Genomic DNA, 21,784 nt, shown 5'->3' on the forward strand with positions numbered 1-21,784 from the left:
GGGGCGAACCCGCCCTTACTGTTGCGGCACGGTCGACCGGGCTTGCGCCAGGGCACCATCCGGCTTCGGCACGATCTTCATCCCCGGCTGCACCGCGGCCAGGCCACCGACGATGACCCGGTCACCCGGCTGCAGGCCCTCGGTGATCTGCCAGCGCGAGCCCTGCATGACGCCGGTGCTGACGTCGCGCGCCTCGGCGCGTTCCTCCGCGCCCACCACCATCACCTGGGCGGTGCCGTCGCTGCCGCGGCGAACGGCGCGCTGCGGGACCAGGATCGCCCGGCTGTCGGTGCCCTGCGGCGCCCGCACGCGCACGTACATGCCCGGCAGCAGCACGCCGTCGGGATTGGCGAACTTGCCGCGCAAGGTGATCTGGCCGGTGCCGCGATCCACCGCCACGTCGGCGAACTGCAATGCGCCCCGGCGCTCGTAGGAGGTGCCTTCGACACGGATGCTCAACGCCTCGCTGTCGCCGGCGGCCAGGCTGCCATCCTTCAGCGCTTCGCGCAGGCGCAGCGCCTCGGCGGCCGTCTGGGTGAAGTCCGCGTAGATCGGATCGAGCTGCTGGATGCGCGCCATCAGCGTGGCCTCGCCCTGCCCGACCAGCGCGCCCTCGGTAACCAGCGCGCGGCCGATGCGGCCGGAGATCGGCGCGCTGACCGAGGCGTAGCCCAGGTTCAGCCGCGCGGTTTCCACCTCGGCCTGGGCCGACCGGCTCGCCGCCTGGGCGCTGCGCAGGTCGGCGATGGCGGTGTCGAAGTCCTGCTGGCTGACCGCCTGGATCTTCACCAGCGGCTCGTAGCGGCGCACCCGCGCCTGCGCCTCGAACAGCACCGCCCGGGTTCGCGCCAGCTCCCCCTCGGCACGCGACAGCGCAGCCTTCAGCGGCGCCGGATCGATCTGGAACAGCAGCTCGCCGGCCTTGACGTCGGCACCTTCTTCGAAGCGCTTCTGCACCACGATGCCCGCTACCCGCGCACGTACCTCGGCGACCCGCACCGGTTCGATCCGCCCCGGCAGTTCCGAGGTCAGCGCCAGGGTTTCGCTCCGCACCGCCAGTACCTCCACCGGCAGCGCCGGTTCGGCGGCGTCCTGCCGTTCTTCCGCCGGCCCGCAACCCGCCAGCGCGACGGCCAGCGCCAGTGCAGCGCCCCTTCCTATTGCCCGCAAATCAGCCATGACATACCCGGCCCTTGATTGAAAAACGGATCGAATGGTACTTTTCAAATCTAAATGAGTCAATAATGTCTCATATGAGCAAAAGTTACCTGATTCTTTTGAAGTGCGGGCACTTTTCTGCACAATGGCGCGCAAACGGAAAGCCAACCGGGACCTGCCGATGACCCTGATCACCCATGACGAACGACTCCTCAAGGCGCTGGCCGTCGCCATCGTCGAGCGCCCACGGGCCACGCTGAAAGAGCTGGCCGAGGCGGCCGGCGTGAGCAAGGCCACGTTGCACCGCTTCTGCGGGACGCGCGACAACCTGGTGCGGATGCTCGAGGACCATGGCGAGGCGGTGCTGAACCAGGTCATCGAGACCTGCGACCTGGAACGCAGCGAGCCCCTGGCGGCGCTGCAGCGGCTGGTCAAGGAGCACCTCGCCCATCGCGAGATGCTGGTCTTCCTGGTGTTCCAGTACCGCCCGGACTACCTCGACCCCGACGGCGAAGGCGCCCGCTGGCAGTCCTACATCGCCGCGCTGGATACCTTCTTCCTGCGCGGCCAGCAGAAAGGTGTGTTCCGCATCGACATCACCGCGGCAGTCTTCACCGAGCTGTTCCTGACCCTGATCTATGGCCTGGTCGACGCCGAACGGCGCGGGCGCGCGGCCAGCGCCAACTCCGCGCAAACCCTCGAACAGATGTTCCTCCACGGCGCCGCCAATCCGGCGCGTCCCTGAGGTTGCACCGCCCTGCCCGGAATCCCCCGCGGCCATGTCCGGCCAGATTTTCCGGGCACCGCCGCCAGACAGCCCCGGCGAACCGGAAAGCCCCGCCATTCCTCGCTGCGACAAAGTGACCCGTTAGGCCGGAAAGGACCACGACGCTCGTCGGCGATACTGGCACTTGGCCTTGCTTCCGGGCATCCTAACTGCCTACTGAATCACAGCTGCCCCAGGAACTCCGGTCAGTGTCGACCCCCTCGCAAACCCCGTCGCCGCCTCCCGCCGGCGACCCGCTGACCGTTCCCGTCCGCCAGGCAGCCAAGGGCGGTCTGCTGTTGCTGGTCGTGCTGATGCTCGGCTTGCTGCTCTGGCAGATATGCCAGGAATTGCGCCAGCAGGAGCGCTTCGAACACGAACGGGCCGCCGCCCAGCTCGACCGCCTGCACGACCGCCTGTCCCTGACCCTCGAACTGAAGGCCCGCACCGCCCTCGCGTTGCTGCCAGGAGCGCCGCCCGCCGAGCGCGACGAGATCCGCCGCAGGCTGTTGCCCCGGGTCAGCGATGCGCTGCCGCAGGTGCGGGCGCTGGAGTGGGTGGATGGCAAGCCGCAAGCGGGCAATCCGCCACTCTATGACCGGCTGCGCCAGCACGCCGGTGCCGGTCTCTATCACTATTGCCTCGATCCGCGCGATGGTGAATCTCTCTATCTCACTCTGCGCGAACCCGGCAGCCGCCGCGACAGCGGCTTCTGGCTGCTGCGCCTGGCCAGCGACAGCCTCGCCCAGTGGAGTCCCGACCTGCCGGCCGGCAACCTGCTCTGGCGCCTGGAAGACCAGTACGCCGGCCGGGTGCTCTGGCATGCGCCGGGCAACGCGACGTTGCTCGACGACATGCAGAGCCTCGGCGTGGAGCCCCTGCGCAACAGCGACTGGCAATTGCGCGGGCTCCACGACAGCCCCCAGGTGCGGCTCGGCCTGCTGCGGGGGATCGGCGGCGAACTGCTGATATTCCTCCTGCTGGTCGGCGTCACGGTGCTCACCCTGCTGCGCCTGCATCGCGAACAGCAAGGCCTGCGCGCCATGACCCTGGCCTCGCAACGCAGCCTGCGCCAGGCGGCCACGGCACTGGCGGCGATCGACGAGCGGGTGCTGGTGACCCGCGCCGATGGCCGTCTCAGCTATCTCAACCCGCAGGCCGAGCAACTCTTCGGCATCAGCTCGGCGCAGGCGCGCCAGCATCATTTGCTGGGCCTGCTGCCAGACCTCGAGCCGGGCTGGCTGAGCGACGCCGCCGGCGATGGCGAAACCCGCAGCGAATTGCTGCCGCTGCGGGTGCGCGGCGAACCACGGGTGTTCACCCTCAGCCGCCACCCGTTGGCCAGCCATACGGAGGCCGCCCAGGCCTGGACCCTGCGCGAACGGATCCTCCAGGGCGGCCAGGTCTGGGTGCTGCGCGATGTCACCGAGGAGCAGCACGCCCTCGGCGTCCTGGAAGAGACCCGGCGGCGCTACCAGGACATCTTCGAGGGCGTCGGCGTGGCGCTCTGCGTGCTGGACCTGTCCGCCCTGCGCCAGGCCCTGGCCGAGTACCGGCTGGAGACTCCCGCCGCGCTGCATGCCTGGCTCGCCGGGCGGCCCGCCCGGCAGCGCGAGCTGCTGGAGCGGATCCGCATCACCGAGATCAACGACCTTACCCGCCGCCTGCTGGGAATCGACTCCACCGGCCAGGCCTGGCAGCGCCTTCTCGACCACGGACCGCTGCAACCGGACAGCCTGCGCCTGCAGGTGATCGAGGCCCTGATCGAGCGCCGCCCGCTGCTCGAACTCGAAGCCACGCTGCGCAACGACCGCGGCGCGCCGCGCCACCTGTGGCTGCAGCTGCGCCTGCCGGACAACCCCGGCGAATGGCACGCGGTGACCCTCAGCCTGTCCGACGTCACCAGCCGCAAGGAAGTCGAGCTGTCGCTGATCGAGCGCGAGAAATTCTGGTCGGACGCCGTGCAGGCGGTGCCCGACACCCTGTACATCCATGACCTGAACGCGCGCCGGGTGATCTTCAGCAACCACCACCTGGGCCAGCAGCTTGGCTACGACCAGGAAGAACTGGCACGGATGGGCGAGAACTTCTGGGAAACCCTGCTGCACCCCGACGACCAGGAATACTACTGGCGCATCCGCAACCTGCAGCACGTGGTCGGCGACGGCCTGCTGCTCGACAGCCAGTTGCGCTGGCGCCACCGCGATGGCCGCTGGCACTGGTTCGACATCCGCGAACAGGCCTTCAGCCGGGACCGCAGCGGCCGCGTGGCGCGCCTGATCGGGGTGGCCAAGGACATCACCTTCACCGTCGAGGCGAACAACGCGCTGCGCGAGAACGGTCGGCGCTACCGCATGCTGGCGGAGAACATCAGCGACGTGATCTTCTCCACCGACGCCGAGCTCAACGCCAACTACGTCAGCCCCTCGGTGCAGCACGTGTTCGGCTACAGCCCGGAGTGGGCGCTGCTCAACGGTCTCCACCAGACGGCCACCAATCCGCGCCAGCTGGGTCGCCTGAACGGCCTGTTGCGTCGCGTGCGGCATGCCATCGGCGACCGCGAGAAACTCGCCGAGCTGCGCGAGAATCCCGCCCAGCACCTGTTCGCCCTCGACTGCCTGCGCGCCGATGGGCGCAAGATCCCCATCGAACTGCGACTGGTCCTGATGTGGGACGAACACGATCGCTTCGAGGGCCTGCTCGGCGTCGCCCGCGACATCAGCCAGCAACGCCGCGCCGAACGCGAATTGCGGATGGCGGCGACGGTATTCGAACACTCGACCGCGGCGATCATGGTCACCGACCCGGCCGGCTATATCGTCCAGGTCAACGACTCCTTCTCGCGCCTGACCGGCTACAGCCCGGCCGACGTGCTCGACCAGCAGCCACGCCTGCTCACCGCCGACCGCCAGGAAGCCAACCAGCTCAAGCACGTGCTCGCCAGCCTGCAGCACAGCGGCAGTTGGGAAGGCGAGATCCTGCAGAAGCGCAAGACCGGCGAACTCTATCCCTCCTGGGTCGGGATCACCGCGATCCGCGACGAGGAAGGCGACCTGGTCAGCTTCGTCTGTTTCTTCAGCGACATCAGCGAACGCAAGGCCAGCGAGCGACGCATCCACCGCCTGGCCTACTACGACGCCCTCACCCACCTGCCCAATCGCACGCTGTTCCAGGACCGCCTGCACACCGCCCTGCAACAGGCCGAGCGCAACGGCCAGTGGGTGGTGCTGATGTTCCTCGACCTCGACCGCTTCAAGCCGATCAACGACTCCCTCGGCCATGCCGCCGGCGACCGCATGCTGCAGGAAGTGGCGACCCGCCTGAGCGCCTGCGTCAGCCAGGACGACACGGTGGCGCGCATGGGCGGCGACGAGTTCACCCTGCTGCTGCCGTCCCAGGGCGACCGCGAGATCGCCCTGAAGCGGGCGATCCAGGTCGCCGAGCTGATCCTCGGCCGCCTGGCCCGACCGTTCACCCTGGAAGGCCGCGAGTTCTTCGTCACCGCCAGCATCGGCGTGGCCCTGTCGCCACAGGACGGCGCCGAGCTGAGCCTGCTGATGAAGAACGCCGACACGGCGATGTACCACGCCAAGGAGATGGGCAAGAACAACTTCCAGTTCTACCAGGCCGAGATGAACGCCCGCGCCCTCGAGCGCCTGGAACTGGAAAGCGACCTGCGCCGCGCCCTCGAACTGGGCGAGTTCGTCCTCCACTACCAGCCGCAGTTCACCGGCGACGGGCGTCGCCTGACCGGCGCCGAGGCCCTGTTGCGCTGGCAGCACCCGCGCCGCGGGCTGGTTCCGCCGAGCGAGTTCATTCCGGTACTGGAGGAGATCGGCCTGGTGGCCCAAGTCGGCGACTGGCTGCTGGCGGAAGCCTGCAAGCAGTTGCGTAGCTGGCACAAGGCCAAGGTACGGGTGCCGAAGGTCTCGGTGAACCTCTCGGCACGCCAGTTCGCCGATGGCCAACTGGGCGAGCGGATCGCCGCGATCCTCTACGAGACCGGCATCCCGCCGGCCTGCCTGGAACTGGAACTGACCGAAAGCATCCTGATGAGCGACGTCGCCGAGGCCATGCAGATCCTCTCCGGGCTCAAGCGCCTCGGCCTGGCCATCGCGGTGGACGACTTCGGCACCGGCTACTCCTCGCTGAACTACCTCAAGCAGTTCCCCATCGACGTGCTCAAGATCGACCGCAGCTTCGTCGACGGCCTGCCCCATGGCGAGCAGGACGCGCAGATCGCCCGGGCGATCATCGCCATGGCCCACAGCCTGAACCTGATGGTGATCGCCGAGGGCGTGGAAAGCCAGGCGCAGCTGGACTTCCTCCGCGAGCACGGCTGCGACGAGGTGCAGGGCTACCTGTTCGGCCGGCCGATGCCCGCCGAGCAGTTCGGCATGCTCTACGCCAGCGACGTACTGTTCATGTTCAACGAGGCCTGAGCGCCGGGCGGCGCGCTTGAGCGCCGCTTGTCCGCGACATGATGGCCTTTCATGTGCCAGCTCCCGCCGCATGGGTTAGAATGCGCGCCTTTTCCCAGCACCGATCCTTATGAGGACCGCCATGTTCAGCCGTGATTTGACCCTCGCCCGCTACGATGCCGAACTCTTTGCCGCGATGGAGCAGGAAGCCCAGCGCCAGGAAGAGCACATCGAGCTGATCGCCTCCGAGAACTACACCAGCCCGGCGGTGATGGAAGCCCAGGGTTCGGTGCTGACCAACAAGTACGCCGAAGGCTACCCGCACAAGCGCTACTACGGTGGCTGCGAGTACGTCGACATCGTCGAGCAACTGGCCATCGACCGCGCCAAGCAACTGTTCGGCGCCGACTACGCCAACGTCCAGCCGCATGCCGGCTCCCAGGCCAACGCGGCGGTCTACCTGGCCCTGCTGTCGGCCGGCGACACCATCCTCGGCATGAGCCTGGCCCACGGCGGCCACCTGACCCACGGCGCCAGCGTCTCCTCCTCCGGCAAGCTGTACAACGCCGTGCAGTACGGCATCGACGCCAACGGTCTGATCGACTATGACGAAGTCGAGCGCCTGGCCGTCGAGCACAAGCCGAAGATGATCGTCGCCGGCTTCTCCGCCTATTCCCAGGTCCTCGACTTCCCGCGCTTCCGCGCCATCGCCGACAAGGTCGGCGCCTACCTGTTCGTCGACATGGCCCACGTCGCCGGGCTGGTCGCCGCTGGCGTCTACCCGAACCCGGTGCCGTTCGCCGACGTGGTCACCACCACCACCCACAAGACCCTGCGCGGTCCGCGCGGCGGCCTGATCCTGGCGCGCGCCAACGAAGAGATCGAGAAGAAGCTCAACTCCGCGGTATTCCCCGGCGCCCAGGGCGGTCCGCTGGAACACGTGATCGCGGCCAAGGCGGTGTGCTTCAAGGAAGCCCTGCAGCCGGAGTTCAAGACCTACCAGCAGCAGGTCCTGAAGAACGCCCAGGCGATGGCCCAGGTCTTCATCGACCGCGGCTTCGACGTGGTTTCCGGCGGCACCCGGAACCACCTGTTCCTGCTATCCCTGATCAAGCAGGACATCACCGGCAAGGACGCCGACGCCGCTCTCGGCCGCGCGTTCATCACCGTGAACAAGAACTCGGTCCCGAACGACCCGCGCTCGCCTTTCGTCACCTCCGGCCTGCGCATCGGTACCCCGGCCGTGACCACCCGTGGCTTCAAGGAGGCCGAATGCCGCGAGCTGGCCGGCTGGATCTGCGACATCCTCGAGAACATGGGCGACGAGTCCGTGGTCGACGGCGTACGCGAGAAGGTCAAGGCGATCTGCGCCAAGTTCCCGGTCTACGGCAACTAAGCGACAAGGCAAGACGAAAGAGCCCGGCAAATGCCGGGCTTTTTCATTTCCACGCTCCCTTTGTCCGATTCCATGCTCCCTTGACGTCGCTGCGCCTCAGCGGCTTTCGACGATGCGTTCGAAGCCCTGGCGGATGCTGTCTTCCGGCAGGTTGTCGCCGATGAACACGATCACGCTCTCGCGCGCTTCGTCGTCCCGCCACTCGCTATCCCAATCGAAGCCGTAGAGTCGCAGCACGCCCTGGAATACCAGGCGACGCGGCTCGCCGGCGATGTTCAGCACGCCCTTGTAGCGCAGCAGGGAATTGCCATGCCACTGCAACAGGTCGTCCATGAACTCGCTCAGCCTTTCGAGATCCAGCGGCGTGTCGCTGCGCAGCACCAGCGTGCCGATGCGATCGCGGCTGTCCTTGGCTGCCACCGCTCGCAGCGGGCGCAGGCCGATGCCCGGACCGAGGTCGGCGTTGAGGTTGAAGCCTCGTACGTCGAGCAGGTTCGCCAGGTCGATGCGGCCGTGCTCGACCACATGCACCAGCGCCCGCCGGTTGATCCGTTGCAGGCGCTGGCCCAGGGCCTCGAAGGTCGCGGCGTCGACCAGGTCGGTCTTGCTCACCAGGATGCGGTCGGCGAAGCCGACCTGGGCCTGGGCGATGGTTTCCTGCAGGTGGCGCTCGGCATTGGCGGCGTCCACCAGGGTGATGATGCCGTCCAGCACATAGCGCTGGCAGAGTTCCTCGTCGGCGAAGAAGGTCTGCGCCACCGGCGCCGGATCGGCCAGGCCGGTGCACTCGATCACCAGGCGGTCGAAGTCGATCTCGCCGTTGTCGCGGCGCTCCAGCAGGAGGAACAGGGCCTTTTCCAGGTCGGTGTTGATCGAGCAGCAGACGCAGCCGTTGGACAGCGTCATCACCTGCACCGGCTCGACGCCGAGCAACTGGCCGTCGATCGGTGTCTCGCTGTACTCGTTCTCGATCACCGCGATCTTCATGCCGTGCTCGGCCTGCAGCAGGTACTTGAGCAGGGTGGTCTTGCCCGCGCCGAGGAAACCGGTGAGCACGGTGACGGGGATCGGGGCGTGTTTGTCGTTGGCTACTTCGGACATGCGCAACTTCCAGAAAAGACGCGGGCCACGTCAGACGTGGCCCGCGGAAGGATGGGGATTCAGCAGCAGCGGATCGGCCGGCCCTTGCCGCCACCGTAGCGCGCCTCCTGGCGCTCGCGGAAGAACTCCTCGTAGGTCATCACCGGCTTGTCCGGGTGCTTGTTGCGCATGTGCTCGACATAGGTGTCGTAGTCGGGCATGCCGACCAGCATCCGGGCCGCCTGGCCCAGGTATTTGCCCATGCGGCTGAGGTCGTTGAACATGGCGATTTCCTCGTGAAGGCTCCCCGGCGAACCGGGGAGCGCGGCCGGTCAGGCATCGGGAATGGGCTGGAACGGGGTTTCCTTGTCGGTCCGCTCGCTCTTGCCCCAGGCCGCGATGCCGACCTTGATGGCGTAGAACAGTACGCTGAACACCACCAGCAGGAACAGCACGGTCAGGCCGGCGTTGATGTAGGCGTTCAGCACCACGTGCTGCATCTGGCCGATATCCTTGGCCGGAGCCAGTACCTGGCCGGCATCCAGCGCGGTGGCGTACTTCTCGCCGAGGGCGACGAAGCCGACCGCCGGATTGCTGTCGAAGATCTTGATCAGGCCCGCGGTGGTGGTGCAGATCAGCAGCCAGGCGGCCGGCAGGATGGTCACCCAGACGTACTGCTGGCGCTTCATCTTGATCAGGACCACGGTGGCGAGCATCAGCGCGATGCCGGCGAGCATCTGGTTGGAAATGCCGAACAGCGGCCACAGGGTGTTGATCCCGCCCAGCGGATCGACCACGCCCTGGTACAGCAGCCAGCCCCACAGCGCCACGCAGCCGCCGGTGCCGATGATGTTGGCGGTCCACGACTCGGTCTTCTTCAGCGCCGGCACGAAGTTGCCCAGCAGGTCCTGCAACATGAAGCGCCCGGCGCGGGTGCCGGCATCCACCGCGGTGAGGATGAACAGCGCCTCGAAGAGAATCGCGAAGTGGTACCAGAAGGCCATGGTGTTCTCGCCCGGCAGCACCTGGTGAAGGATGTGCGCGATGCCCACCGCCAGGGTCGGCGCGCCGCCGGCGCGGGCCAGGATGGTGGTCTCGCCGATGTCCCTGGCGGTCTGGGTGAGCTGGTCCGGGGTGATGGCGAAGCCCCAACTGCTGACGGTCGCGGCCACCGCGTTGACGTCGGCGCCGACCACCGCCGGCGGACTGTTCATGGCGAAGTAGATGCCCGGCTCGATCACCGAGGCGGCAACCATCGCCATGATCGCCACGAAGGATTCCATCAGCATGCCGCCGTAGCCGATGTAGCGGGCATCGGGCTCGCGGTTGAGCAGCTTCGGCGTGGTCCCCGAGGAGATCAGCGCGTGGAAGCCGGACACCGCGCCGCAGGCGATGGTGATGAACAGGAACGGGAACAGGCTGCCCTTCCAGACCGGGCCGGTGCCGTCGGTGAACTGGGTCAGGGCCGGCATCTTCAGTTCCGGCATGACGATCAGGATGCCGATCGCCAGGCCGATGATGGTGCCGATCTTGAGGAAGGTCGACAGATAGTCGCGCGGCGCCAGCAGCAGCCATACCGGCAGCACCGAGGCGACGGCGCCGTAGCCGATCAGCATCCAGGTGATCTGGATCCCGCTGAAGGTGAAGTGCGGCGCCCATTCCGGGCTGGCCGCCACCTGGCCGCCGAGCCAGATCGAGCCGAGCAGGAGGAGCACGCCGATGATCGAGATCTCGCCGATCCGGCCGGGCCGGATGAAGCGCATGTAGACGCCCATGAACAGCGCGATCGGGATGGTCGCGAGCACGGTGAACATGCCCCACGGGCTGTCGGCCAGGGCCTTCACCACGATCAGCGCGAGCACCGCGAGGATGATGATCATGATCAGGAAGGCGCCGAACAGCGCGATGGTGCCGGCCACCTGGCCCATTTCCTCGCGCACCAGCTCGCCCAGCGAGCGGCCGTTGCGCCGGCTGGAAATGAACAGGACCATGAAGTCCTGCACCGCGCCGGCGAGGACTACGCCAGCGATCAGCCAGAGCGTGCCGGGCAGGTAGCCCATCTGTGCGGCGAGCACCGGGCCGACCAGCGGGCCGGCGCCGGCGATGGCGGCGAAATGGTGACCGAAGAGGATGTGCTTGTTGGTCGGGACGTAGTCCAGGCCATCGTTGTTGAGCACCGCGGGGGTCGCGCGGTTGGGGTCCAGTTGCATCACCTTGCTGGCGATGAACAGGCTGTAGTAGCGGTAGGCGACCAGGTAGATGGCCACCGCCGCGACCACGATCCACAAGGCATTGATCGCTTCGCCGCGACGCAGGGCGACGACGCCCAGGGCCGCGGCGCCCACGATCGCCACCACCAGCCAGGCGAGGTGACGTAGCAGGCTATTGTTATTGTTCATAGTGTTTGGCTTCCGACAGATGGAGGGCGCAGTTCTGCAGCGAAAATTCTAGCCGCGAACCGACCGGGGGTCATACGACCTTAGTCTAGAGCGGTTACCGCGTGATGGCGGTAGGCGCAATGTCGCAGGAATCCGGCGGAAAAGTCCATGGCCGGCGGGCCCTGGCGGCAGCGAGCGGAAGGAATGACAGCTGCGGAGCCCTTCAGGGCGAATGTTTCCGGCTATAGGAAAAAACTGATGGATGCGCCGGGTTCGCGCCGTTCCACTAGCCCTTGGGAAGCCTCCATCCAGGCCCGGCCAGTTGCCGCGCGCCCATGAAAAAGCCCGCCGTAGCGGGCTTTTTCCTAGGCCTGGGTGGATCAGGCCGGCTGCTTGGCGTAGCGCGCCAGGGTGCCATCGCGACTCATGACCGCCAGGGTGTTGCTCAGCACCTGCTCGCCGGTCGCATCCTGGCTGGCGAAGATCTCGCCGAAGTGCTGCTGGGTGACCTGGGCGAAATGCGCACGGTCCTTGGCTTCCACTCCGAGCAGGACGGCATAGGCGTCGAGCGCTTCGCCCTGGCCCTTGGCCATGTCCTCGGCGATGTTGTCGAGCATCCCGTTCATGGCGAAGATCGAGCGGCCGCCGTAGCCCAGGCGTGCGTTGGTGTTACAGCCGTTGGTGCCGGAGGTCATGCCGAAGGTGGCGTTGCCCGAGGTACCGTTGGTGGTGGTGGCGAGCAGGTGCGGGAACAGGCCGCGCTGGCCCTCGAACACCATGTTGCCCCAACCACAGCCGTTTCCGCCTGCCGCGTCGGCGTATGCCGTCATGCTGCCCAGGCTCAGCAGCCCCAGAACCAACCCCTTGCTCAAAAGTCGCTTGTCCATGTCTGCGCTCCGCAGTTGTATTTTGGAGAAAAACGCTCTAGCAGCTTTGGCGACACTTGACGAACTGTCAAACTCGCACAGGTGCCGTCGATCCAGCCGCCACTGAGAGAGACACGGTGCCCACCGCACAGGTTCCGTCACTACCCCGCCGGCGGGGCTTGGCTATAGTGGTATCCAGCAGCGCGCACCGAGGGATCGCGACATGAGTGACCAGCACGACGAACGTCGACGTTTCCACCGGATCGCCTTCGACGCCGACAGCGAGATTCTCCAGGGTGAACGGCGCTGGGAGGTCTTGCTCCACGACGTCTCCCTGCACGGCATCCTGGTCGGCCAGCCACAGGACTGGAACGGCGATCCGCAGCGGCCCTTCGAGGCCCGCCTGTACCTGGGCCTGGACGTGCTGATCCGCATGGAGATCAGCCTGGCCTGGGCCCGCGACGGCCTGCTCGGCTTCGAATGCCGGCACATCGACCTCGACTCCATCAGCCACCTGCGCCGCCTGGTCGAGCTCAACCTGGGCGACGAGGAACTGCTGGAGCGCGAACTGGCCCTGCTGGTCAGCGCCCACGACGACTGAGGCGAATCATTCGAAGAGGGCGTCCAGGGCCTGCTCCAGGCGCGTCACGGCGATCACCTGCAAGCCCGCCGGGGCTTCCTTCGGTGCGTTGCCGAGGGGCACGATGGCGCGCTTGAAGCCATGCTTGCCGGCTTCCTTCAGGCGCTCCTGGCCGCTCGGCACCGGGCGCACCTCGCCCGACAGCCCGACCTCGCCGAACACCAGCAGGTCGTGCGGCAACGGCCGGTTGCGCAGGCTCGACATCACCGCCGCCATCAGCGCCAGGTCGGAGGCGGTTTCCAGTACCTTCACCCCGCCCACCACGTTGAGGAACACGTCCTGGTCGTAGGTCGGGATGCCGCCGTGGCGATGCAGCACCGCCAGCAGCATCGCCAGGCGGTTCTGGTCGAGGCCCAGGGTCACCCGCCGCGGGTTGGCCAGGTGGCTGGTATCGACCAGCGCCTGGACCTCCACCAGCATCGGCCGCGAGCCCTCCCAGGTGGCCATCACCACGCTGCCGGGCACCGCTTCCTGGGCGCGGGTGAGGAAGATCGCCGAAGGATTGCTGACCTCCTTGAGGCCCTTGTCGGTCATGCCGAACACGCCCAGCTCGTTGACCGCGCCGAAACGGTTCTTCACCGCACGCAGCAGGCGCAGGCGGCCGTCGGACTCGCCTTCGAAATACAGCACGGTGTCGACCATGTGCTCGAGCACCCGTGGCCCGGCCAGCGCGCCTTCCTTGGTCACGTGGCCGACCAGGAAGATCGCCGTGCCGCTCTGCTTGGCGTAGCGCACCAGCATGGCGGCGCTTTCGCGCACCTGGGCGACGCCGCCCGGCGCCGATTGCAACTGCTCGGTGAAGATGGTCTGGATCGAGTCGATCACCATCACCCGCGGCTGCTCCTGGCGGGCGGTGGCGATGATGGTCTCGATGCTGGTCTCGGTCATCACCTTGAGCCGGTCTTCCGGCAGCGACAGGCGCCGCGCGCGCATCGCCACCTGCTGTTGCGACTCCTCGCCGGTGACATACAAGGCCGGCACCCGGGTCGCCAGGTTGCACAAGGTCTGCAGGAGGATGGTCGACTTGCCGATGCCGGGATCGCCGCCGATCAGCACCACCGAACCGTCCACCAGGCCGCCGCCGAGCACCCGGTCCAGCTCGGCCGAGCCGGTGGTGAAGCGCGGCATTTCCTCGACGCTGACTTCCGCCAGGGTCTTCAGGTTGGCCTGCTGGCCGGCCCAGCCGCCGCGCCCGGAACCGCTCGGCGCGGCCTCGATCACGGTCTCCACCAAGGTGTTCCAGGCCCCGCAGTCCGCGCACTGGCCGGCCCATTTCGGGAAGGTCGCACCACACTCGGTGCAGCCGTACATGCGCTTGGCCTTGGCCATGGGAATTCCTCTCGCGGGCAAAGCGCAGATGATAGCCGCTGGCTTGATTCCGATCAGCCTCGATTGTCCGCGCTTCGCGCGACACTGGTGGCCGGACAAGGAGACTTCCATGCGCATACTGCTGTTCCTGCACCTGCTGGGCGCCGCGATCTGGGTCGGCGGCCACCTGGTCCTGGCCCTCGGCATCCTCCCCGGCGCCCTGCGCCGCCGCGATCCGCAGGCGATCCGCGCCTTCGAGCAGGTCTACGAGCGGATCGGCATCCCCGCCCTGCTGCTGCAGGTGGCCAGCGGCCTGTGGCTGGCCAGCCTGTGGCTACCGCTCGGGCACTGGCTCGACGCCAGCCCGGTGGCCCGCGCCCTGCAGCTCAAGCTGCTGCTCCTGGCGGCGACCGCCGGCCTCGGCGCGCACGCCCGCCTGCGCCTGATCCCGAGGCTGGACGCCGCCAGCCTGCCAAAGCTGGGCTGGCATATCGTGGCGATAACCCTGGTCGGACTGGCGTTCGTCGCGGTCGGCCAGAGCTTCCGCTTCGGCGGGCTGTTCTGAAACCGCCGACACGAAAAAGGGCGCCCCCAGGCGCCCTTCCCTACCACGGGCTGAACTCAATGGCCCCTGCCGTTGGCCTTCCTCAGCCTCTCGGCGATCTCGTCCTTGAGCTGTACCCGCTGCTGTTTCAATCCCTGCAGCGCCAGATCGTCGAGGGCTTCGCGGCCACCCTCGACCTCGTAGATACGCTTGTCGAGGCTTTCGTAATCCGCCGCCAGGCGAGTGAAGTGGGCGTCGTTGCCGTGAAGCTGCTTCAGTTCGGCGTGAAAATCCGGAAACTCCCGGGAAAGCGGATGTTGCTCGAGCGGCATGGCGGACCTCCTCTGACGTTGGATACGACACCTCCAGACTAGCCCAGCCCGCTCCCGCCGAACATTGCCCCCGATCACTTCGCTGGCGCAGTACCGTTCAGCTCGCCGCGTCGCAGGCTTTCCACGCTGTTGCCCAGGGCATCCCGGGCGCCAAGGTCGGCGCCGCGCGCCGACAACGCCTGGAGCAGTTCCTCGCGCTGGAACAGCGCGGCGTACATCGCCGCGGTCTGGCCCGCGCCGTTGCGCTGGTCCGGGCTGCACTCGGCGCCGATCAGGCGCCGGGCGATGCGCATCTCACCCTTGAAGATCGCGCCCATCAGGGCGGTATTGCCGCGCTTGTCCTGGGCGCAGGGATCGGCGCCGGCCTCCAGCAATTGCTCCACCGCCTCGCCATGGCCGTGGTAGGCGGCCAGGATCAGCGCGGTATAACCCTTGGCGTCCCGCGCATCGAGATCGAAACCGGCCTCGACGAACTCCTTCAGCATGGCCTGGTCGCCACGCCGGGCGGCGTCGAAGAGGTAATCGCGCAACCGCGCCTCCACCTCGGGCCCCGACGCCGCTGGCCGGCTGCCTTCGGCCTGGGCTCCCAGCGCCGCGAGCAGCATGCAAGCCGCCACTATCCAACCTCGCATCGTCCTCACCTCCTGCCCAGTCGATATAGGGAGAGGGCGGCCTCGCAGGCCGCCCCGTCTGGCGTCAATCCTGGAGTTTCGCCGCCAGTTGGCGAACACGCTGCAGATCGGCCCCGGCCACCTTGGCCAGGCCGGTACCGTAGTCGCTGTCGGCCTTGTAGAAGTAGGAAAGCATGATGTACTTGCTCTCGTCGTCGGTGATCGCCAGCGCCCCGCCGAGGCTGGCGATCAGGTCGGCCTGGTCCTTCTTGCCGTACGAGCGGAACAGCTCGCCGGTCTGCTTGAAGTTCTGCTCGCGCTGGATCTTCGCCTGCTGGGTGGTGCCGCTCAACGGGGTCTGCACATAGCGCGCGCTGGCCTGCTCCTCGCGCGGCTCCAGGCGGCTCGGCTGGTAGTTCACCCCGCTCGCGCTGTGCCCGGCGTTCAGCGCACCGTCCTGGTTGACGGTATTGACCACGCTGCGCGGCCGGTTGACCGGCAGGCCCAGGCCGTTGGCGCCGACCCGGTACATCTGGGTGTCGGCGTAGGCGAACAGCCGGCCCTGGAGCAGGCGATCCTCGGAAGGCTCGATGCCCGGCACCAGGTTCGAGGGCGCCATGGCGACCTGCTCGGTTTCCTGGAAGAAGTTGTCGACGTTGCGGTTCAGCACCATCCGGCCGATCTTGCGCTCGGCAATGCCCGGCCAGATCTTGGTCGCATCCAGCGGATCGAAGTCGAACTTCGCCAGGTCCTCGGGCTTGAGCACCTGGATGTACAGGTCCCATTTCGGGAAATCACCCTTCCTGATCGCGCTCACCAGGTCGTTGGTCATGTGGCTGTAGTCGCGCCCCTGGACCTCCATGACCTGCTTCGGATCGAGGTTCTTCTGGCCCTGCAGGCTCTTCCAGTGGAACTTCACGTAGTGCACCTCGCCCTTGGCGTTGACCAGCTTGTAGGCGTGCACGCTGTTGCCGTCCATTTCCCGGTAGCTGGCCGGAGTGCCCTCGTTGGAGTACAGCAGGGTCAGGGTACGGGTCGCTTCCGGTACGTGGGAGAAGAAGTCGAAGCGCCGCGAGTCGTCGTCCAGGTTGCTGCGCGGATCCGGCTTGAAGGCATGGACCATGTCCGGGAACTTGATCGCGTCGCGGATGAAGAAGGTCGGGAAGTTGTTGCCGACCAGGTCCCAGTTGCCGTCGGCGGTGTAGAACTTGGTGGCGAAGCCACGCGGATCGCGCAGGGTTTCCGGGGAATGGTTGCCGTGCACTACCGCGGAGAAGCGCACGAACACCGGGGTCTTCTCGCCCTTGCGGAAGACCTTGGCCATGCTCAGGTCGCTGATGTCGGCGCTGGCGACGAACTCGCCATGGGCTCCGGTGCCGCGAGCGTGCACGACGCGCTCGGGAATGCGTTCGCGGTCGAAGCGCTGCAGCTTCTGCAGCAGTTGCACGTCTTGCAGCAGCACCGAGCCGTTGGGGCCGGCGGTCTGCGAATTCTGGTTGTCGCCGACCGGGGCGCCGTTGTCGCGGGTGAGGGTGGTGGCCTGCACGGACAGCGACAGCAGGCTGGCGCTCAGGCTCGCTGCCACGAGCAGGCGGCCGGGACGGAAGGCGTTCAGGGAAAGGGTCATGGAAGAGCTCCTAGTGGCTTGTCAGGCGTCTTGTTGCGCCGGACCAAGGTACTGAGCCGGGCGGGCGACGCTAAATTGAAAAAGCCCACATGCCCGATAGGGAATCTTCATCCCCCATCCCTTTCCATCCGGGTTATGAGGCCCGTTCCAGAGCGGGAGACGGCGTTCCCGCCTCCCGCCGCGGCCACTACTCGCGCAGTTTCGCCGCCAGCGCAGCGATGCGCGTCGCATCTTCGTCCAGCGCCCGGGCCAGCGCCTGGCCGTAGTCGGCATCGGCCTTGTAGAAGTACGAAAGCATGGTCTGCCGCACCTCGGCCTGGCGTACCTGGCCAAGCTCGGCGGAAAGATTGGCGATCAGGTTCTTCCGTTCGCTGCGCGACAGGCTGCGGTAGAACTCGCCGGCCTGCTGGAAGTTGAGGGTCTTGGCGATACGCCGTTGCTGCACGGTGCCGCTCAGCGGCGTCGGCACGGCCCGCGAGCGTGGATCCTCGACCCAGGGCTCGCGCTGTCCCGGCTGGTAGTTCACGTCCGACAGGCTGTGCCCGTTGTCGCCGGCGCCGAACTGGTTGCCGTTGACCACGCGGATCTGCCGCGGCCGGTTGATCGGCAACTCCAGGCCGTTGGCGCCAAGCCGGTAGATCTGCGTATCGGCATAGGAGAACAGCCGTCCCTGGAGCATGCGGTCCTCCGAGGGCTGGATGCCCGGCACCAGGTTGGAAGGCGCCATGGCGACCTGCTCGGTCTCCTGGAACACGTTGTCCGGATTGCGGTTCAGGGCCAGGGTGCCGACCTTGCGCCGCGCCACACCGGTCCAGACCTTGGTCGAGTCCAGCGGATTGAAGGCGAAGTCGTCCAGCTGTTGCGGGGCGAGAACCTGGATGTACATGTCCCACTTCGGATAATCGCCCCGCTTGATCGCCTCGACCAGGTCGCGGGTCGCGTGATTCGAGTCGCGCGCCTGGATCGCGCTGGCCTGCTTGGCGCTGAGGTTCTTCACGCCCAGTTGCGGTTGCCAGTCGAAACGCACGTAGTGCACTTCGCCCCGGGCGTTGACCAGCTTGTAGGCATGTACGCTGGAACCGTCCATGTGGCGGTAGCTGGCCGGCGTACCGTAGTCGGAGAACAGCCGGGTCAGCATGTGCGTGGCTTCCGGTACCCGGGCGAAGAAATCGAAGGTGCGCTCGGGATCCGGCAGGTTGGTGGTGGGCGACGGCTTGAGCGAATGGATGACATCCGGGAACTTGATCGCATCGCGGATGAAGAACACCGGCAGGTGGTTGCCCACCAGGTCCCAGTTGCCTTCGCGGGTATAGAACTTGGTGGAGAAGCCGCGCGGGTCGCGGGAGGTCTCCGGCGACCCGCTGCCGCCGATCACCGTGGAGAAGCGCACGAACACCGGCGTCACCTCGCCCTTGCGGAACAGCGCCGCGGAGGTCAGGGCGGAAAGGTCTTCACTGGCGATGAACTCTCCGTGCGCGCCGGTGCCGCGCGCATGCACCACACGCTCCGGAATCCGCTCGCGGTCGAAGCGCTGCAACTTCTGCAGCAGATGGCCATCCTGCAACAGCACCGGGCCGTCGGGACCGGCGGTCTGCGAATTCTGGTTGTCGCCTACCGTGGCGCCGTTGTCGTCGGTCATGGTCGCAGCCGGCTGGGCGCCGGCGACCAGCGCGAAGGACAGCAGCGAAGCACCCAGGCCCAGGCGCAGATCTGCCGCCCTCGGGCGAAGAACATGGTTCATGGTCGGAACTCCTTATAGGTCTCGTCGGACGTTGTCGGGCAACGCGTTTCGACAGTAAGGAAGTTTCGACTCAATACATAAATGACAAAATCTAACGGACTGATGGCTTTTTTCAATCAAAACCGGGGAACCCACGGAACCAATGACCAACCTTCCAGCCTGAGCATCCTGACGAGGGCTGGATTACACTGCCTTCACCTTTTAGCGAAATACAGGGAGTGAACCCATGGGTCTTCTGAGTGAATTCAAAGCCTTTGCCGTCAAGGGCAACGTGGTGGATATGGCAGTCGGTATCATCATCGGCGCGGCCTTCGGCAAGATCGTCTCGTCCTTCGTGGGCGATGTGATCATGCCGCCGATCGGCCTGCTGATCGGCGGGGTGGACTTCTCCGACCTGGCGATAACGCTGAAGGCGGCGGAAGGCGATGTGCCGGCGGTGGTATTGGCCTATGGCAAATTCATTCAGACCATCCTCGACTTCGTGATCGTGGCCTTCGCCATCTTCATGGGAGTCAAGGCGATCAACCGACTCAAGCGCGAAGAGGCCGTCGCGCCGTCCGAGCCGCCGGTGCCGAGCGCCGAGGAAACCTTGCTGACCGAGATCCGCGACCTGCTCAAGGCCCAGCAGAACAAGCCGTGACCGCGTCGGCGAGCTGTCTAGTCCTGAAATAGGTTTACACCTGCTCAGGTAGGCCGATATGCCTCAAAACGCCCGATGTACCGTATCGGGCGTTTTGTTTTTCAGGGCCATGTGAGGCCGCTCTGTGTTGTAGATCTGCACGGCTTCAGCAACCATCTTCCTTGCCTGCTCCAGATTTTCAGGGCTACTCAGCAGCAGCTCTGTTTTGAGGATTCCGTTGATGCGCTCAGCTAGCGCGTTCTGGTAGCAGTCATATCCGTCAGTCATCGAGCACTGGACGCCATGCCGTGCATGCAGTGACTGATACAGTGCCGAGCAATATTGAATACCGCGATCCGAGTGATGGACCAGTGACTGGCGACGCTGCCGTTTGCGTAGGGCCTGCCTATAAGGCTTGTGCAACTGACTCGGCATGCAGGCTTTCATGCACATGGTGGCCAACAATTTTTCTGGAATACGCATCCGTTACCAGGCTTAGGTACAGCGGGCCACTACTGGCTGGCAAGTAAGTAATGTCCGCCACCCAAACGTGCTCCGGTCCTGACGGGACAACCTGGTTCGGACCTGACTTGAGTAGGTTCGGATGGCGGTAGAAGCGATGAAAGCTTTGTGTTGTCTTGTGATACGCCCGCTTGGGCAACACCAGCAAACGGCGCTCTCCCAGGACCTGAAATAGTCGGTCTCGGCCAACTTGGAGCTGCTTATCAGGTTGGCAATGCAGCAGATAGTGCAGCTTTCGCGTGCCTAGTCGTGGCTGACGCATCCGGACTTGTTGAACAAATTCGACAACCCGATCTGCCTGGCGTGCTTTGCTATCAGCAGCTCGATTGCGCTTGTAGTAAGCCTGTCGGCTCATGCCAAGAAACTGACAAGCCCTAGCAATGCTCAGTCCTGCGACTTGACCTTGCGAGAGGACTTGCCGGATCGCTTTTTTACGACCGATACACCGTAATCATTTTTCAGGACATCAACGACGGTCTCGAAGAACTGAGCCTTCTGGCTCATCAACTCAAGCTGCTGCTCAAGCTCCTTGATCCGCTGCTCTGGAGTGAGCGTTTTGGGGTCAGACATCGCGCAACTCCTCTCGGCTCGAATCGACGCCCCTTGGCTCCAATCCTGCCGACCATGCTTGCGCAACCATACCAGAACCGTCGACCGGCCCTGGATGCCATACCGCACCTGGGCCTGCTTGTAGGTCAGTTCGCCTTTTTCGATCTGATCAACGACGGCCAATTTAAAAGACAGTGAGTAATCTCGCTGTGTGCGCTTTACACCTTGCTCCATCTAGCTCTCCGGAAAATCGGCATGGGAGGTGTAAACCTTATTCAGGACGGGACAAGCAGATGAAAAAAGGCCCTCTCGGGCCTTTTTTCCTGGTCGGAAACACGCCGGTCGGCGACCAGGCCTACCAGTAGTTCTCCACCGCCACCTGGCCCGGGCGCCGGGTCAGGCTCAGGTTCATGTCGCGGGCCTTCAGCACCGCGCGGGTATCCTCGATCATCTGCGGGTTGCCGCAGAGCATCACCCGCGAATGCTCCGGAGTCAGCGCCAGGCCGGCCGCGCGCTCCAACTCGCCGTTCTCGATCAGGGTGGTGATCCGCCCGTTCAGGCAGCCGGGCACCCGCTCGCGGGTGACCACCGGAATGAACTGCAGCTTGTGCGCCTGCTCGGCCAGGTAGTCGCGCCCGGCGAGGCCGGCGATCAGCTCGCGGTAGGCCAGCTCCCTGCCCTCGCGCACGCTGTAGACCAGCTTGATGCTTTCGAAGCGCTCCCAGACCTCGAAGTCCTGCAGGATCGAGAGGAACGGCGCCACCCCGGTGCCGGTGGCCAGCAGCCAGAGGTCGCGGCCATCGACGAAGCGGTCGAGGGTGAGGAAGCCGAAGGCCTGGCGGTCGACCAGCAACTGGTCGCCTTGGCGCAGGCGGCTGAGCTCGCTGGTGAACTCGCCGTCGGGGACGACGATGGAGAAGAAGTCGAGGAACTCGTCGTGCGGCGCCGAGACCATCGAGTAGGCGCGCCAGACGATGCTGCCGCTGGGCTTGTACACGCCGAGCCGGGCGAACTGCCCGGCGCGGAAACGGAAGCCCGCGTCGCGGCTGGTACGCAGGGTGAACAGGTTGGGGGTCAGCGGCTGCACGTCGAGCAGCGTCTGACGGGTGAACTTCTCTTCGCTGGCGGTCATGGTCCGCTCCGGATACCGATACCCCCCTAGTGTCCCGCAAAGCACCCGGCAGAAACACCCGCAAGGCTTGTGGCTATCCCCGCACGCGAGGACA

General features: G+C 66.0%; 17 protein-coding genes and 1 pseudogene. 6 read left to right on the forward strand and 12 right to left on the reverse strand.

Annotated features, from left to right (window positions below; translation table 11 throughout):
- Positions 1 to 15: 15 nt before the first annotated feature.
- Positions 16 to 1,179 (reverse strand): MexC family multidrug efflux RND transporter periplasmic adaptor subunit, encoded by a 1,164-nt coding sequence (locus tag PSPA7_RS24990; protein ID WP_003153051.1) that lies wholly within the window; start codon positions 1,177 to 1,179, stop codon positions 16 to 18.
- Positions 1,180 to 1,339: 160 nt separating this feature from the next.
- Here PSPA7_RS24990 and PSPA7_RS24995 point away from each other — a divergent pair, with 160 nt between their 5' ends.
- The 3 genes from PSPA7_RS24995 (at position 1,340) to glyA (ending at position 7,741) form a co-directional block, all read left to right on the forward strand.
- Positions 1,340 to 1,903, forward strand: coding sequence for a TetR/AcrR family transcriptional regulator (locus PSPA7_RS24995; RefSeq protein WP_033999467.1), 564 nt, complete (start codon positions 1,340 to 1,342; stop codon positions 1,901 to 1,903).
- 230 nt (positions 1,904 to 2,133) lie between these two features.
- Complete coding sequence (gene morA, locus PSPA7_RS25000; RefSeq protein WP_012077339.1) at positions 2,134 to 6,366, forward strand: cyclic di-GMP receptor MorA; 4,233 nt, start codon at positions 2,134 to 2,136, stop codon at positions 6,364 to 6,366.
- Positions 6,367 to 6,487: 121 nt separating this feature from the next.
- The gene (gene glyA, locus PSPA7_RS25005; protein WP_012077340.1) at positions 6,488 to 7,741 is read left to right on the forward strand and encodes a serine hydroxymethyltransferase; all 1,254 of its coding nucleotides are present in this window, start codon (positions 6,488 to 6,490) and stop codon (positions 7,739 to 7,741) included.
- Positions 7,742 to 7,837: 96 nt separating this feature from the next.
- On the opposite strand, the gene yjiA is transcribed toward glyA, so the two are convergent.
- From yjiA to PSPA7_RS25025, 4 genes are all read right to left on the reverse strand, one after another.
- Complete coding sequence (yjiA, locus tag PSPA7_RS25010) at positions 7,838 to 8,842, reverse strand: GTPase (protein WP_012077341.1); 1,005 nt, start codon at positions 8,840 to 8,842, stop codon at positions 7,838 to 7,840.
- A 59-nt stretch (positions 8,843 to 8,901) separates the two neighbouring features.
- On the reverse strand, positions 8,902 to 9,105 hold the full coding sequence (locus PSPA7_RS25015) for a YbdD/YjiX family protein (protein ID WP_003094856.1): 204 nt from the start codon (positions 9,103 to 9,105) through the stop codon (positions 8,902 to 8,904).
- A gap of 48 nt (positions 9,106 to 9,153) precedes the next feature.
- Positions 9,154 to 11,220 (reverse strand): carbon starvation CstA family protein, encoded by a 2,067-nt coding sequence (locus tag PSPA7_RS25020; RefSeq protein WP_012077342.1) that lies wholly within the window; start codon positions 11,218 to 11,220, stop codon positions 9,154 to 9,156.
- Positions 11,221 to 11,579: 359 nt separating this feature from the next.
- A complete protein-coding gene (locus tag PSPA7_RS25025; protein ID WP_003153055.1) occupies positions 11,580 to 12,086 on the reverse strand; it encodes a DUF3015 domain-containing protein in 507 nt (168 codons plus the stop codon).
- 202 nt (positions 12,087 to 12,288) lie between these two features.
- Between PSPA7_RS25025 and mapZ the strand changes: the two genes are divergently transcribed.
- Positions 12,289 to 12,666, forward strand: a complete 378-nt coding sequence (gene mapZ / locus PSPA7_RS25030) for a cyclic di-GMP-binding protein MapZ (protein WP_003153057.1) — start codon at positions 12,289 to 12,291, stop codon at positions 12,664 to 12,666.
- A gap of 6 nt (positions 12,667 to 12,672) precedes the next feature.
- On the opposite strand, the gene radA is transcribed toward mapZ, so the two are convergent.
- Positions 12,673 to 14,034 carry a DNA repair protein RadA gene (gene radA, locus PSPA7_RS25035; RefSeq protein ID WP_012077343.1) on the reverse strand — a complete coding sequence of 454 codons (1,362 nt, stop codon included), beginning with the start codon at positions 14,032 to 14,034 and terminating at the stop codon, positions 12,673 to 12,675.
- 109 nt (positions 14,035 to 14,143) lie between these two features.
- Between radA and PSPA7_RS25040 the strand changes: the two genes are divergently transcribed.
- Positions 14,144 to 14,578 (forward strand): CopD family protein, encoded by a 435-nt coding sequence (locus PSPA7_RS25040; RefSeq protein WP_012077344.1) that lies wholly within the window; start codon positions 14,144 to 14,146, stop codon positions 14,576 to 14,578.
- Positions 14,579 to 14,634: 56 nt separating this feature from the next.
- Here the strand turns inward: PSPA7_RS25040 and PSPA7_RS25045 are convergent, their stop codons facing one another.
- From PSPA7_RS25045 to PSPA7_RS25060, 4 genes are all read right to left on the reverse strand, one after another.
- Positions 14,635 to 14,889, reverse strand: a complete 255-nt coding sequence (locus PSPA7_RS25045) for an HP1242/YdcH family protein (RefSeq protein WP_012077345.1) — start codon at positions 14,887 to 14,889, stop codon at positions 14,635 to 14,637.
- Positions 14,890 to 14,963: 74 nt separating this feature from the next.
- Positions 14,964 to 15,530, reverse strand: a complete 567-nt coding sequence (locus PSPA7_RS25050) for an ankyrin repeat domain-containing protein (protein WP_074197475.1) — start codon at positions 15,528 to 15,530, stop codon at positions 14,964 to 14,966.
- A 55-nt stretch (positions 15,531 to 15,585) separates the two neighbouring features.
- A complete protein-coding gene (gene katB / locus PSPA7_RS25055) occupies positions 15,586 to 17,127 on the reverse strand; it encodes a catalase KatB (RefSeq protein WP_012077347.1) in 1,542 nt (513 codons plus the stop codon).
- A gap of 187 nt (positions 17,128 to 17,314) precedes the next feature.
- A complete protein-coding gene (locus PSPA7_RS25060; protein ID WP_012077348.1) occupies positions 17,315 to 18,868 on the reverse strand; it encodes a catalase in 1,554 nt (517 codons plus the stop codon).
- Between the two features lie 226 nt (positions 18,869 to 19,094).
- Between PSPA7_RS25060 and mscL the strand changes: the two genes are divergently transcribed.
- Entirely contained in the window at positions 19,095 to 19,508 is a 414-nt protein-coding gene (gene mscL, locus PSPA7_RS25065; protein ID WP_003153067.1) for a large-conductance mechanosensitive channel protein MscL, read from the forward strand.
- A 63-nt stretch (positions 19,509 to 19,571) separates the two neighbouring features.
- On the opposite strand, the pseudogene PSPA7_RS31545 reads toward mscL, so the two are convergent.
- Positions 19,572 to 20,792, reverse strand: a pseudogene (locus PSPA7_RS31545) (IS3-like element ISPa57 family transposase).
- 121 nt (positions 20,793 to 20,913) lie between these two features.
- Positions 20,914 to 21,690: a ferredoxin--NADP reductase gene (locus tag PSPA7_RS25080; protein WP_003153069.1), complete on the reverse strand. Its 777-nt coding sequence runs from the start codon at positions 21,688 to 21,690 to the stop codon at positions 20,914 to 20,916.
- Between the last annotated feature and the right edge of the window lie 94 nt (positions 21,691 to 21,784).

Origin of the sequence: Pseudomonas paraeruginosa PA7 (genome assembly GCF_000017205.1) — a bacterium.
Taxonomy (GTDB): Bacteria; Pseudomonadota; Gammaproteobacteria; order Pseudomonadales; family Pseudomonadaceae; genus Pseudomonas; species Pseudomonas paraeruginosa.

Excerpts from the sequence above, each read along its gene's own strand:
- PSPA7_RS24990 (WP_003153051.1), bottom strand. The coding sequence starts at position 1,179 with ATGGCTGATTTGCGGGCAATAGGAAGGGGCGCTGCACTGGCGCTGGCC.
- PSPA7_RS24995 (WP_033999467.1), top strand. The coding sequence starts at position 1,340 with ATGACCCTGATCACCCATGACGAACGACTCCTCAAGGCGCTGGCCGTC.
- glyA (WP_012077340.1), top strand. The coding sequence starts at position 6,488 with ATGTTCAGCCGTGATTTGACCCTCGCCCGCTACGATGCCGAACTCTTT.
- yjiA (WP_012077341.1), bottom strand. The coding sequence starts at position 8,842 with ATGTCCGAAGTAGCCAACGACAAACACGCCCCGATCCCCGTCACCGTG.
- PSPA7_RS25015 (WP_003094856.1), bottom strand. The coding sequence starts at position 9,105 with ATGTTCAACGACCTCAGCCGCATGGGCAAATACCTGGGCCAGGCGGCC.
- PSPA7_RS25020 (WP_012077342.1), bottom strand. The coding sequence starts at position 11,220 with ATGAACAATAACAATAGCCTGCTACGTCACCTCGCCTGGCTGGTGGTG.
- PSPA7_RS25025 (WP_003153055.1), bottom strand. The coding sequence starts at position 12,086 with ATGGACAAGCGACTTTTGAGCAAGGGGTTGGTTCTGGGGCTGCTGAGC.
- mapZ (WP_003153057.1), top strand. The coding sequence starts at position 12,289 with ATGAGTGACCAGCACGACGAACGTCGACGTTTCCACCGGATCGCCTTC.
- radA (WP_012077343.1), bottom strand. The coding sequence starts at position 14,034 with ATGGCCAAGGCCAAGCGCATGTACGGCTGCACCGAGTGTGGTGCGACC.
- PSPA7_RS25040 (WP_012077344.1), top strand. The coding sequence starts at position 14,144 with ATGCGCATACTGCTGTTCCTGCACCTGCTGGGCGCCGCGATCTGGGTC.
- PSPA7_RS25045 (WP_012077345.1), bottom strand. The coding sequence starts at position 14,889 with ATGCCGCTCGAGCAACATCCGCTTTCCCGGGAGTTTCCGGATTTTCAC.
- katB (WP_012077347.1), bottom strand. The coding sequence starts at position 17,127 with ATGACCCTTTCCCTGAACGCCTTCCGTCCCGGCCGCCTGCTCGTGGCA.
- PSPA7_RS25060 (WP_012077348.1), bottom strand. The coding sequence starts at position 18,868 with ATGAACCATGTTCTTCGCCCGAGGGCGGCAGATCTGCGCCTGGGCCTG.
- mscL (WP_003153067.1), top strand. The coding sequence starts at position 19,095 with ATGGGTCTTCTGAGTGAATTCAAAGCCTTTGCCGTCAAGGGCAACGTG.
- PSPA7_RS25080 (WP_003153069.1), bottom strand. The coding sequence starts at position 21,690 with ATGACCGCCAGCGAAGAGAAGTTCACCCGTCAGACGCTGCTCGACGTG.